At 43.5% G+C, this 13,418-nt stretch carries 13 protein-coding genes; 5 read left to right on the top strand and 8 right to left on the bottom strand.

All coding sequences use genetic code 11. From position 1 onward, the window contains the following. The 6 genes from N3A72_10605 to N3A72_10580 form a co-directional block, all read right to left on the bottom strand. On the bottom strand, window positions 1-870 hold an 870-nt coding region (locus N3A72_10605), incomplete at its 3' end, for a molybdopterin-dependent oxidoreductase (protein MCX7920034.1). Window positions 871-925: 55 nt separating this feature from the next. Beyond that, window positions 926-1,378: a (2Fe-2S)-binding protein gene (locus tag N3A72_10600; protein ID MCX7920033.1), complete on the bottom strand. Its 453-nt coding sequence runs from the start codon at window positions 1,376-1,378 to the stop codon at window positions 926-928. Window positions 1,379-1,416: 38 nt separating this feature from the next. After that, complete coding sequence (locus N3A72_10595; GenBank protein MCX7920032.1) at window positions 1,417-2,256, bottom strand: FAD binding domain-containing protein; 840 nt, start codon at window positions 2,254-2,256, stop codon at window positions 1,417-1,419. Between the two features lie 315 nt (window positions 2,257-2,571). Next, a complete protein-coding gene (locus N3A72_10590; protein ID MCX7920031.1) occupies window positions 2,572-3,096 on the bottom strand; it encodes a hypothetical protein in 525 nt (174 codons plus the stop codon). 98 nt (window positions 3,097-3,194) lie between these two features. After that, window positions 3,195-3,590, bottom strand: coding sequence for a response regulator (locus N3A72_10585; GenBank protein MCX7920030.1), 396 nt, complete (start codon window positions 3,588-3,590; stop codon window positions 3,195-3,197). A gap of 167 nt (window positions 3,591-3,757) precedes the next feature. Then, window positions 3,758-5,200: an ATP-binding protein gene (locus N3A72_10580; GenBank protein ID MCX7920029.1), complete on the bottom strand. Its 1,443-nt coding sequence runs from the start codon at window positions 5,198-5,200 to the stop codon at window positions 3,758-3,760. A 210-nt stretch (window positions 5,201-5,410) separates the two neighbouring features. Between N3A72_10580 and N3A72_10575 the strand changes: the two genes are divergently transcribed. From N3A72_10575 to N3A72_10560, 4 genes are all read left to right on the top strand, one after another. Further along, the gene (locus N3A72_10575) at window positions 5,411-5,968 is read left to right on the top strand and encodes a sigma-70 family RNA polymerase sigma factor (protein MCX7920028.1); all 558 of its coding nucleotides are present in this window, start codon (window positions 5,411-5,413) and stop codon (window positions 5,966-5,968) included. Between the two features lie 78 nt (window positions 5,969-6,046). Then, window positions 6,047-6,739: a zf-HC2 domain-containing protein gene (locus N3A72_10570; GenBank protein MCX7920027.1), complete on the top strand. Its 693-nt coding sequence runs from the start codon at window positions 6,047-6,049 to the stop codon at window positions 6,737-6,739. A gap of 91 nt (window positions 6,740-6,830) precedes the next feature. After that, window positions 6,831-8,258, top strand: coding sequence for a hypothetical protein (locus tag N3A72_10565; GenBank protein ID MCX7920026.1), 1,428 nt, complete (start codon window positions 6,831-6,833; stop codon window positions 8,256-8,258). Between the two features lie 399 nt (window positions 8,259-8,657). Continuing rightward, window positions 8,658-9,905, top strand: a complete 1,248-nt coding sequence (locus tag N3A72_10560; GenBank protein ID MCX7920025.1) for a DUF1343 domain-containing protein — start codon at window positions 8,658-8,660, stop codon at window positions 9,903-9,905. Window positions 9,906-10,286: 381 nt separating this feature from the next. Here the strand turns inward: N3A72_10560 and N3A72_10555 are convergent, their stop codons facing one another. Further along, a complete protein-coding gene (locus N3A72_10555) occupies window positions 10,287-11,324 on the bottom strand; it encodes a 3-deoxy-7-phosphoheptulonate synthase (GenBank protein ID MCX7920024.1) in 1,038 nt (345 codons plus the stop codon). Between the two features lie 246 nt (window positions 11,325-11,570). Between N3A72_10555 and N3A72_10550 the strand changes: the two genes are divergently transcribed. Beyond that, entirely contained in the window at window positions 11,571-12,773 is a 1,203-nt protein-coding gene (locus N3A72_10550; protein MCX7920023.1) for a S8 family peptidase, read from the top strand. 144 nt (window positions 12,774-12,917) lie between these two features. On the opposite strand, the gene N3A72_10545 is transcribed toward N3A72_10550, so the two are convergent. Further along, entirely contained in the window at window positions 12,918-13,232 is a 315-nt protein-coding gene (locus tag N3A72_10545; GenBank protein ID MCX7920022.1) for a hypothetical protein, read from the bottom strand. Window positions 13,233-13,418: the final 186 nt, after the last annotated feature.

Below are 13,418 nucleotides of genomic sequence, written 5' to 3'. Positions count from 1 at the left end.
AAGAGACAGGATAAACTCTTCCGCGCGAGTATATTCTAATCGTGCAGGACGACCGGTTCGCAACGTAACTAATGCGCAGATATCTTCAAGCAGTATTTCCTGTTTTCCGCCGAAACCGCCGCCAATACGGGGTTTAATTACCCGGATTCGGCTAATCGGGATTTCGAGCACCTGCGCGATTATCCGCCGACAATGGAACGGAACCTGAGTACTGGTTCGGATGACGAGCCGATGCTGTTCATCTAAATAGGTTATACAGATATGCGGTTCAAGCATCGCATGCTGATAATACGGAATCGCGACTTCCGTTTCGCAAACCGCATCCGCTTCTTGATATCCTTGCGCGACACTACCGATTTCGACGGCGGTATGTGCAGCGATATTCCGTTTCGGGTCATATACTCCGCTTAAATCCGGTTCATCGTGGATAATCGGTGCATTAGGTTTGAGCGCATCGCGCGGATCGAATATTGCTGGCAGAATTTTATAGGTAACTTTAATCAATTTAACCGCTTGTTTCGCTATCGCTAGTGTATCTGCAGCAACTGCAGCTACCCGATCGCCAACGAACCGAACTTTCGAATCGAACATTACCGCATCATACGGTGACGGTTCGGGATAACCCTGCCCAGCAGTCGTATGGATAATGCGCGGTACATTTTTGTAGCAGAGTACCGCATGCACGCCGGCAAGTCTCTCAGCGGCGCGGGTGTCAATTGAGGTGATTCGTGCATGCGCATACGGGCTGGTCAAGATTTTGATATAGAGCATATCCCGTAACGATATATCATCAACATATTGCGCTTCGCCGGTAACCAACGCAACCCCATCAACCTTCCAGTAGTTTTTACCAATAATTTTATTAACCATATGCAACTACACCGTAGCTGTTCGTAGCGTAATGCGGATAATATTGCTACAGTACTCAGCGTCTTTGTAAAGATTTAATTGCAGCAATTGGTTTAATATATCCAGTACATCGGCATAAATTACCAGATAACGCATCGCGGATTTCAGCTTCAGTTGGTTTCGGATTTTTCTTGAATAACGCAGTTGCAGCTATCAACATCCCAGGTGTACAGAATCCGCATTGGCTCGCTCCATGGTCAAGAAACGATTTCTGTAATGGATGGAGCTCGGTTTCTGAACCGATTCCTTCAATCGTGGTTATTTCCATACCATCGCAATGCGCCGCAAAAATTAAACAGGAGTTGACCGCAACTCCGTCCAGCAGCACGGCACAAGCACCGCAATCCCCTTGCCCGCAACCTCGTTTCACTCCGTGATACCCTTCTCGTCTAAGGACATCAAGTAGGATATCGTTCGGCGCAATCGAAATAGTCTTCTTGTGTTTATTTATCGTAACCTGGATATTCATACAATCTTTATTCAATGACAAATGGTAAAATCCACTTATTACATAATATGCAATAATATACGCTGCAGTAGAATACCAGCTATTTCTTTCCGATACGCTGCAGACGCCCGATAATCTGAAATTGGTTCGATATACTTTGCCATTTTGTTACTTACTTGGTTAACTAGCGACTGATTTATCTTTTTCCCAGCAAGTTCTCGTTCTAATTCCGGAATACGTTTCGGGAACGGAAGCCCGCCACCAACCGCTATCCGAACATTATCAGCTATTCCCTTATGTATCTGCATTGCTACGGCAACGTTCATAATGGCAATATCGGATTCGATTATCGCTACTCGGTCAAATCCAGCAGAAACCGAATGTTTCGGTTTCGGAATAATCAGTTCTACCATAAACTCTTGTTTTAATGCGGTGCGCCATGGCGCAAGATAGAATTCTGATAATGGGATACATCGTTTTTTCTTCCCCTGAACAACGAGTTGCGCATCCAACGCGAGTAATCCCGGAATAATATCCGCAGTAGGCAAAAAGTTTTCAAAGATACCACCAAGCGGAGTTAAATTCCGCTGGAGTCGCGATGACCAACATGCTGCAGTTCGTGCAATGATACCGTCAGCAAAGTTCGCTAACGGTTTCGAATCGATTAATTCCTGAAGTGTTGTCGTCGCGCCGATACGGAACCGGTTTGGTTCAGTTTTAATATAATCTAATCCAAGTCGGGAGATATCTATGATGGTATGCACTTTTGGGAGTTTCCGCCAGGTTAGATGAATTGTGCCTGTTGAAATGAGCGCGCTACCTGAAGGATACTGATGGAGTTTCCGGATTACATCTGGTATCGATTTCGGGAAGTAGTATTCTCGGATATTTTCGTACATAATGTATATGTATCGCTCTGAATGTAGTTCGCAGGATAAGTCCTACGCAACGTCCAACTTGGTTTTACCCCGACATCACATCATTAGCTTCGACGGCGCTCCAACGTATGCGCGATACTCTTTTAAGGTTAACCTGAGGTTCATACGAACGCCGAGTTGCATCGAATTAACTTGAACTAATCTATCAATTTTAGGTCGAACCGATGAACGTTCGCTCCATCAATTAGCTATATATCCAGAAATTTCATTGGATCCCAATGATGTTTCATCTACTGTCTAACGATAGTGACAATTCTATTGATATATTTAGGTAAGTTATCGTGATTTCTTCTTCTGTTCTTTCGCTTTAATATCGCCAGCTCGCAGGGCGCGAGTGATAAAAGTATACGCAGCCGCGCGACTGATTTTTTTTACCTGCATCAATTCACTCGCTAACGCTGCACGCGCTTTCGCTAATAGCTCACGATGGAGTTCGGAAAAGTCCGGTCCTTTACTTTCATCCACTAACCGGCGTATCGCTTTTGCGATTTTAAACGGATCCTGCGATTTAACTAAATCTTCTGGAGACATCATCTCGTCCGCAGTTTGCGGTAGGCCTGGACGAAACGCGGTTTTCGTCTGTAAAATTCGTTCAATCTGGTCTATTTGGTCGGTGGTAATTGCGGGGCGTAAATCATCACAACCATGTTCGGTGCAGGGTAGCAAAATATCTCCCTCCCGCAATTTTAAATGGACACGAATAAATTTCTGCAGTTTACCATCAATTTTTTTCTCTTCTATCGCCAGCACCTGACCCGCACCGAGTGTTCGATGCACCACGATGTCTCCGGGTTTAAACATAGATTTGTAACTCCGTTATATATTTAATTTATTATAATACATCATAAACAATAATCCATCTGCTTGTCTAGAGATACGCTGTGGTAACCTTGATTGCGTTATGGCGTAATGCGCAGAATTTTTTTGATTTTTGCTATCAATTCATCTAAATCGACCGGTTTCGTGATATAGTCAGCTATATTCAGTTCTTTACTCCGAATCGCCCATTCGGTCATAGACCGCGATAACGGACTGCGTGCGCCATGCGCCGTGACCATAATCACCGGTGTGGTTTTATCAGTTTCTCGCAGTTTCTGGAGCACCTCGACCCCATGCATATCCGGCATCTTGATATCGAGCAGGATTAAATCCGGTTTCGCTTGCTGGGCAAGCCGCAGTCCTTCTTTTCCGTTTTCAGCAGTGATAACATGGAAACCGGTTTCAGTTAATTCATCTTCAAATAACATACGAATATTTTTTTCATCGTCAACAACGAGTATAGTTTTATCGAGCATAGGATACGAACCTCCTATATAAATATCAAATTTCAAAACGGTAACCACTTCCCACGTAGTTTAGATTCCATTTATCCCGAGGTATCAGGTGTTAAATGACGTATTTTTACGAACTCCTACGAACTCCGGATTTGACATTTGGATTACGGATTCGTGTTCTTTTGCGGTCATTCTTTCCGCCTAAGCGGTAAAATGACCGTAAACGTTGCACCTTGACCTGGTTGACTTGTAACTTTAATATCGCCGCCATGGTCTTCCAGAATTCGATGCGCAATCGATAATCCGAGTCCGGTTCCAGACGGTTTTGTCGTAAAAAATGGATTGAATATATCTTTCATAATTTCAGGCCAGATGCCTGGACCGGTGTCAGTAATATTGAGTTTGACAGTATCATTTTCACCCGCTGTGGTTATGGTCAACGTTCCGCCGTTATCCTGCATCGCATGAATAGCGTTCGAGACAATATTTAGAAACACCTGTTTAATCTGTCTAGCATCAAACGAAAATATCGGTATATCCTGCAACTCGGTTTTTAAGGTTATCCGATGTTTATTCAAATCCTCTTTAATTAAATCTAGCCATTCAAGAATCAGTTCGTTCAGATTATGCGGTTCCGGTTCCGGTTCCGGTAATCGTGCGTAATCTAATACATCACGGATCAACCGCGCTAATCGGTCAACTTCTTCCATAATGATTTCAGCATATTTCCGATTCGGGTCATCTGCTGGCATCCGACGGTGCATCCGTTGAGCGAACCCACGTAATGCTGTCATCGGATTCCGCATTTCATGCGCTACCGATGCAGCCATTTCTCCAAGTGCAGCGAGTTTCTCCCGATGGGCAAGTTCTTTTTCCGTCTGTCGCAATTCTTCCGTCGCGCGTTCTATTTCAGATTCGAGTTGTTCATTGAAATGTTCTATTCGTTGGTATAACTGCGCATTTTCGATCGCGAGTCCCGCTTGAGCAGCGAACCGCATTAATGACCGGATATCTTCTTCCGTAATCGGTTCGTTACTATAGAGATTATCTACCCAGAGAACACCGATAACTCGCTGTTTCGCAAGTAACGGAGCCGTAGCGAACGTTCGACTGCCAAGCAGATGAATTAACTGCGGGTTAACTCTCGGGTCAGCATGCGCATCCGGAACTAAAAACGGTTTTTTTTCCAGGGCGGTTAATGCAAGAATTCCACCTTCCGGAGTTAAGGGAACGTGGATCTGAGTTGCGATTTCATTTAACCGCGAGTTCCGACTCTGTGCCAGCGCTTCATCGGTAATAATCCGGTCGAATGACCCAGGCGCACTACTGCTTAACGAAGCCCAGATTCTCCCGGCTTCTTCAGCACTTGACGGACCGACTCCCATTTTCCCAACCAACTCTTTTCCGGAATCATCTACGAGAAATAATATCGCTCGATTGAATCCCAGCGCAAACCCGGCGGTTACCCCGGTGAGAATGATATACAACACCTCTTCTAAATCGAGCGTACTCTGCATCGCTTGACTAATATCCAGAAGAATCGAAAGTTCGTCTACTTTCGCTTTCAGTCGGCGGTTGGTCTCTTCAATTGTTTTAATTAACGTTGCGGTATCTTGGTCAGAATGTGTCATAATTTTTCTCTATAATCCTACCATCAATTATTGAACCTAAGCAACCGGAATCGCTGTTCGATAGCATCCGTCTCGCTTAATGCAGCTAGATAATGATACAATACAATAGGATATGGAACGAGTAATAACCTATGCTATTCATTGTTTCTGTCATCTTTTTCGATTGTTTATTAGTATATATTTTATAAAGAAAAAAGGAACCGAAATTTCGTGGCAGAACAAGAATTTGCCCGAAGTGAACTAGATTTAATCCGACGAAGTCAGCAGGGTGATACTGCAGCGTTCGGCGAACTGTATGAACGGTATAAGCTTGCGGTGTATCAGCTTGCATATCGGCTGATGCGAAACCCGGCGGATGCAGATGAATTGATGCAGGAGAGTTTCGTTCGTGCGTATCGGTATTTGCGGCGGTATAATGCACAGTATTCATTTTATACCTGGTTACGAACCATTGTGCTTAACCTCGGTCGGGATTGGCTCCGAAAACAGAAATCGCAATCCACGGGATTAGAATCGTTTACGAGCGACCAGCCGGGAATGTCTGAACCGAACGAGAATATTGACCAGCTTGCTAACCGTCAGCTTATCCATCAAGCGATAAGCGAGTTATCCGAACAACAGCGGTTAAGTTTCATCCTGTTTGAAATTGAAGGATTAACCTTGGAAGAGATATCAGTTCAATTAAACTGTTCCGTTGGCACGGTGAAAACGCATCTACATCGCGCTCGGAGTCAACTGCGAAATAAACTGAAAGAACTGGTTACCTAGTTAGCAGCAACGTTTTTAATTTTACGATGATTATTCACGCTAGTAATAACGATGGTTTTATGATGAAAGGAGTTCCCTATGAACTGCCAGCATATAAAACTTAAACTCCAGGATTATCTTGATGGCGATTTATCCCCGAAATTACGACATGAAATCGCCGACCATCTGCGAACCTGTGCTTCCTGTCAAGCGGAATATCTGGAATTAGCGCGAGTCGGTGAACTCGCGCGACACGAACCGCTCCCGATACCGCCAGCGGATGCACCCTATTGGGATTCCGCTTGGCAGAAAATTGCACAGCGGATAGCTACCCAACCGCAAGGTATCGGGATGTTCGAACGATTCTGGGAAATTCTGCGGGCGCAGTTCCAGATTGCGCGACTGGCATATACCGCAGCTGTATTCTGTTTCGGGTTAATCCTTGGCGGGTATCTGTTCCAGCCGAAACCAATCGCACCACAACAAATCGTTACGGTTAAACCGATTGAAAAAACGGTTATCCAATATCAGGAAGTGCCGAAATTGATTGAAAAACCGAAATATCGGGTTCGATATGTTATTCTCGAACCGGCGAAAGAATCTGTTCCGCTATCACCGCCAGCGACCAATGGCTCCGCTGCGTCGGTTATCGCCGTCGCGACACCGACTGCGGAACCGGCACCGGATCTGTTGACTCGACAGCAGATTGAACAGATGCAGAAAGAGTTGCAGAAATCGTTTGACGAATTTAATGTTGATAAACAAATTGCGCAAATCCTTGGGAAAAGTTAACAATTATGGAGAGTGCGGTAGTCCCAATATTTTCAGGGATTTCGCACCCCAAACATTGTTGGAATGAATAAATATGAGGGAGGAAATACGTATGAGTTGGAGTAAAAAAAGTAAGGGATATCTTGCCGTTTTAGGTTTAGTAGTCACGGGACTCTTGGTATCAATGGGTTTTGCACAACCGAAAGCGAAGTTGATTGCGGAAGAAACCAGTTATACGGTTGAATTGAAATCAGCTGCAGAGAAAAAATCAAGTGGGAAACCGGTTGCGATTGCAGAAGAGACTACTTGGTCGCCAAATTTTAAAGATGAATCTGTTGAAGTTATTGCTGCGAAACTCGGGAAACAGTTCGATAAGAAAGTGAATGTTTCCCCAACGATTAAAGGGAAAAAAATCAGTCTCTCATTATCCAAAGCGACGTTCGATGAAACGGTGAAAGCAATAACGCTTCCGCAAGGGTGGGAATACATCGACGATGGTAAAACGATTACACTCCTGACCCGAGATGAATATCAAACCGAAATGAAACAGCGGATTACCACGAAAATTTTTGCGATTAAGTATCGCCCAGCTGTGAATATTGCGGAAGGTATTCAGCCAATAGTATCCAATTGGGGAAGTTTCCGTGTGGATAAATTGAACAATCAGCTTATTGTCACTGATACTCCAAATGTTTTAGCTGAAATCGAGAAGGTTATCGCGAATTTAGATATACCGTATGAGACGAAAATCATTCCGATTCGGTATAGCAATATTGAGAATCTCATGGAAGTTCTCGAAAAGAAACGGACGCTGTTTGGGAATATTACCCGAGATAAAAAGAATAATCTGATTATCACCGATACGCCACAAACGATAAAAAGGATGGAAGATATCATCGCTCAGTTTGAAGAGAATGCGCGATCTATCCCGCAGGTGAATATAGATTGCAATATTATCAAAGTAGCGTTAACTCAGAAATATACAGCTGGAATCGACTGGACTACCTGCCCATTTCTCACGCGAGAGTTAAGCGCAAAAACTGGCGTATATCTGAAAAATGTTGATTTGAACAAATTGCTTGATTGGTTGAAAATATTCGGAGAAGCAGAATTGATTAGTCGGAAAAAAACGACTGTGGTGCCTGGAAATCAGGTTTCGGTTCGTGAAGGAGCGCAATATCAGGTTATTATCAATTATCCAGCGGTAGATACCACCAAACCGGTAATGTCAACTCGGAATACCTTTGATTCCGGATTCACCTATACTTTCCTGGTGCAATCGGGTATTGATGAAAAAGAGAAAACTATCCAGTTAAACTATAAAGTTGATGGGGTATTACCAGAAAGTGGGAATCGAATAACGTATTCTATTAACGTGGATAATGCTCGGATTAAAGAAGGATATACTTTAGTAACGGAAGATATCCGGCGGTTACCGTTAGGTAGTATCAGCGGGATTGTTCTTGATGACTCGCAGAACCTAAAATATGGGTCAATAGATTTGATACTCTTGATTACGCCGAGTATACTCCTGCCATAATTTCTGTGGTAATGAAAGAATGGAAGAACAGAAAAACGCAAAAACGAGGTAGGTTATTCGCATCCGAAATAGATTTTCTCCCGCACAATGTCCCGAACATTTTCTCTCCCCATAACGGGACAGAAAAAAGCAAACTTACCATCGGTGAGTTTGCTTTTTTTTTTGGTAATTATTCTTTCGTTCTTCCGTTACGTTCGAAAGATTGCTTGACAATAATTAAGGTATCCCTCTATAATTGCTACATCATTAGGTAGAATTCAATACATTAGGTTGGAAGATTGTTATTAGCCCCGAATGGGGCGATTGAATCTAGCCCAGCATGGAATGCTGGGGAGGAAGCAAGCGAACGGTTAATCAATCCCGTAGGGATGACTGAAATCCACCAATTCGGATTATTTTATGAACATTATACTAACGCTCGTTATCATATTCTTTTCACTCATTCAATATAGTTTAGGAGAACCAGAATTTATGCCTCGTAAATCTGAACAAACCGATGTATTAGGTAATGTATATCCCGGATTAGATGTACTGCTTGAAAGAGATTGCGCGCCACTTGCTGGGAAACGGGTCGGGCTAATAACCAATCATACCGCATTATCCCGAAACGGAATCCACGCTATCGAATTGTTGTTTAGCAATAAAACCTGCAAGTTAGTCGCATTATTCAGTCCGGAACATGGGCTGACCGGAACCGCTGATGAAGCGGTTGAATCGGGAAAAGATACCCGAACTGGTCTACCGGTATATAGTCTTTACGGGAGAACACGCAAACCGACTCCGGAGATGCTTAAAGGAATTGATGTACTGGTATTCGATATGCAGGATATCGGCTGCCGGTTTTATACCTATATTGCGACTATGGCGCATTGTATGGAAGCGGCGAAAGAAAATAAGATTAAATTTATCGTACTCGACCGACCGAATCCGATTGGCGGATTGAAAGTTGAAGGAGCTATCCCACCGAAAGAACTCTGCGGTCAATTTACCTGCATTTATCCGATAGCAACTCGGCATGGGATGACTATCGGTGAACTAGCGCTGATGTTCAATGATTATTTCGGTATCGGTTGCGATTTAGAAGTTATCCCGATGAAAAACTGGCAGCGGTGGATGTATTACGACCAGACCGGATTACTCTGGGTTAATCCCAGCCCGAATATGAAAACATTAAACGGTGCAATTTTATATCCTGGTCCCGGAACATTAGAAACCACGATATTATCTCCTGGCCGTGGGACGGATAGACCGTTTGAGATGTATGGTGCACCGTATATTGATAGTCGGAAACTTGCGGAGAACCTCGCGAACCGAAATATCCCAGGAGTGCGGTTTGTTCCTTATACTTTCGTTCCGACGGCAAAATATCATCAGTTTAAAGACCAGACCTGCTATGGTGTTTTTGCGATAATCACCGACCGGGATAAACTGAATTCAGTTCTTGCTGGATTACATTTAGCGCAAGCGATTTATGAAACTGCACCGGATAAATTTAAAGCGCGAGACGGGTTTAAAACCGAAACTGGCGACCCAGAAACCTGGAAGATGCTAGCGGAACAAAAGCTAACTCCGGAAGAAATCATAAAAAAATGGCAGCCAGCGTTAGATAAATTTATTCAAGTGCGGAAAAAATATCTGCTATATTAACTTCCCTGCTTAACCACGGATAGATACGGTTAACCTATGCAGTTTACCCGTTAACGTTAGATGTATCAAATCCCTATCTCACCAAAAATCAAATTAACCCTGGGTCGATATGATTTATTTTTTATTCGTGCAGAGTCCGAAGTTCGGATTTTGCTCGATAGTTAATCTAACTCCAATAAAATCAATATAATTTTTTCCTAACCCGTTTATCCTATTAACCGATAACATTAATGTACTCAACCGGTAGAGATACCCGAATTGAACCGTTCAACTCGGGTTCTACCCCGTAGCGGAATGAGAATTGAACGGTTCAATTCTCATTCTACTCCGTAGGCGGTAGGTATGTTATTAGCGTAAATTCGTGTATGTTTCGGGGTTAGATTAAAAAGTAGCTAAATATTCGGCAATATCGAACAGAAGTCGTTCCGTAGTTTCCCAGCCGAGACAAGGGTCGGTGATTGATTGCCCGTAAACTGTGCCGGGAGCATCTTGCGCACCATCAACCAGATAACTTTCAATCATCAATCCTTTAACCATTTTGCGGAGCGTCGACGAATTCTTTGCGCTATGCAAAACTTCCATAGCGATTCGTGGTTGTTCCTGATACTGTTTCGCCGAATTCGAATGGTTGGTATCAACGATGATGGTTGGATTCGCGAGTTCCCGTTTCTGATAGAGTTCAGCGCACCGGATTAAATCTTCATAATGATAGTTCGGAATCGCTTGTCCATATTGATTGAACGCACCGCGTAGCACCGCATGCGCTAACGGATTCCCACTGGTACGAACTTCCCAGCCGGTATAAATGAAAATATGCGGAAGTTGCGCCGCTTGTATCGAGTTCAGCATAACGTTCAAATCACCGCTGGTCGGGTTCTTCATTCCAATCGGGATATCCAGTCCGCTAACGGTTAACCGATGCTGCTGGTTTTCAACCGACCTAGCGCCAATCGCGACATAACTCAACACATCTTCTAAATAAGGATAATTCGCCGGATAGAGCATTTCATCCGCTGCGGGGAGATGCGATTCCCGCAATGACCGTAGATGCAGTTTCCGAATCGCTTTCAATCCTTCAACGATATTCGGCGAATCGTTCGGATCCGGCTGGTGAACCATCCCTTTATATCCTGCGCCGGTCGTGCGTGGTTTATTGGTATATATTCGTGGGATAAGTAGCAGGCGGTCAGCTACTTTCTCCTGCAATCGTGCAAGACGGTTAACATATTCGCAGACCGCATCTTCGTTATCCGCAGAACACGGACCAATGATAATCAGGAATTTATCACTTGTTCGTTCGAAAATCGCCCGGATTTCTTTATCCCGGTTCAGTTTGATTTTTTTTAGCGCGACATCGAGCGGCATCTCTTGCAAGATTTCCGCTGGAGTCGGGATTTTACGTAAATATTCGAATCCCATACTACTATCCTTTTAGAAATCTAAAAACCTATCAAAAAATGAAATTGACCAATGATAAAAAGTCAATAGCAAAATACTAACCGTGAATCGTAACTAGCGTTCCGTTCAACTGCTCCGTTCCGTTAAGAAAACCGAACCTAAATCTCTTTGCTTGACAAGATGGATAAGATAGGCATATAGTATAATATACATTACCGGTAACAATATAGCTTTATGGACTATAAACAATCAGGAGGAGAATACGCTATGAACCACCGCAATAAAATAATAATGTTGTTCACAATATTAATCAGTATATGTTTATGGTGGATTGGAGTAGCGGGAGCGCAGCCGAATGGGAAATATATTGTCGTGTTTGAGAAACCGATACCTGATGAAGTTAAATCCGGTCTGATACAAAATGCTGGCGGAACGGTAGTCAAACATCTGCGGTTGATTAACGGTAGCGCAGTGGTATTACCGAACGATACGGTTAAATCTGCGCTCGCAAAACGCGCTGAAATTAAACGGATTGATGACGATATTGTATTCTATGCGACAGGAAAACCACAACCACCGCCACCACCGGCACAGGTTATCCCGTGGGGTATCGCTACGGTGCGAGCGCCTGCAGCGTGGTCGATTAGTAAAGGAACTGCGGTTAAAGTAGCGATTATGGATACTGGGATAGATTTAACGCATCCGGACTTGAAAGCGAACATTAAAGGCGGAATTAATACTATCAAACCCGGAAAATCCGCTAATGATGATAATGGGCACGGAACCCATGTTGCGGGTATCGTAGCTGCGGTGAATAACGCTATCGGCGTGGTTGGAGTAGCGCCGGAAGTGCATCTGTATGCGGTGAAAGTGCTTAACGCTGCTGGAACCGGCTGGTTATCTGATATCATTGAAGGATTGCAATGGTGTATCGATAACCAGATTAAGGTTATCAATATGAGTTTCGGGAGCAATGCGTCGAATGTATCTGAACAGGAAGCGATAACGAAAACATATCGTGCCGGAATAACGTTAGTAGCCGCTGCTGGGAATGACGGAGCGCCGAATAGCGTCGATTATCCGGGTGCATATCCGGAAGTTATCGCTGTTTCCGCACTCGATGCGAATCTGAATTTAGCGAGTTTTAGTAGTTACGGACCGGAAGTAGATATCACTGCACCGGGCGCACAAATATATTCGACGTATAAAAAATCCGAATATACCACGATGTCCGGAACCTCGATGGCTACTCCGCATGTTACCGGCGTAGTAGCATTACGACTAGCACAGTATCCGAACCAATCACCGGCAGAAATTAAATCCGTTCTTCAGACAACGGCAACGAATTTAGGATTATCCGCAGAGAAACAAGGTGCAGGGTTGGTTAATGCGGAAGCGGTAGTTCAATATCCGCTGTTCTTCTTTGCGAATGCAAATCCTAATTGGGCGAATGAACCGCTTTTCCGCTAATCCGCAAAGGCTACATTCAGTCATCCCTACGGGATTGATTAACCTATCACATTCTACCTACCCAGCATTGTATGCTGGGCTCAATTCAGTCGCCCTTACAGGGGGAATCTATTTCCGGTCTTTATTCCTTCATCTCAACGTTCGTTAAACCTTATAAATAAACTGCAGCGCGTGGATTGTAAAAATACAGACTCCAATAATCAATCGGCATAGTCGGACGAGTTGATAACTCCACGGTTTCTCCGGCTCCGTCCGGAGTTTATAGAGCGCATCACTGATTAGCAATATCCCAGCAGCGAACGCAAAATAATCTACAACAATATTCCCTAATCTCGTTGGAAATAATTGGATAACAATACAAACTGACCCAAAAAAGATAATAATAATTGCTACCAGAATCGCAGGTTTATATTTAACTTTGCTACTGGTTAACATATCAGATAACAATTGTTTTTGCATACGATAATTCCTCCTGATAAAATCTAAAGTAATATTCTAGTATAAAATCGTATTAAGGTAAATTATACTGTTTGAGCGTTTGAGCGCTTCAGAGAGAATGGGTTGATAGAAAAACTATCTATGTTCCTTCACCCCTAGCTTATCGATAAAAAACCTGTTAGTTACCAAGAATTGACCTATACTATT

Source organism: bacterium, from assembly GCA_026416715.1.
Classification (GTDB): Bacteria; UBP4; UBA4092; order JAOAEQ01; family JAOAEQ01; genus JAOAEQ01.
This window is presented reverse-complemented; position numbering and strand designations above follow the sequence as displayed.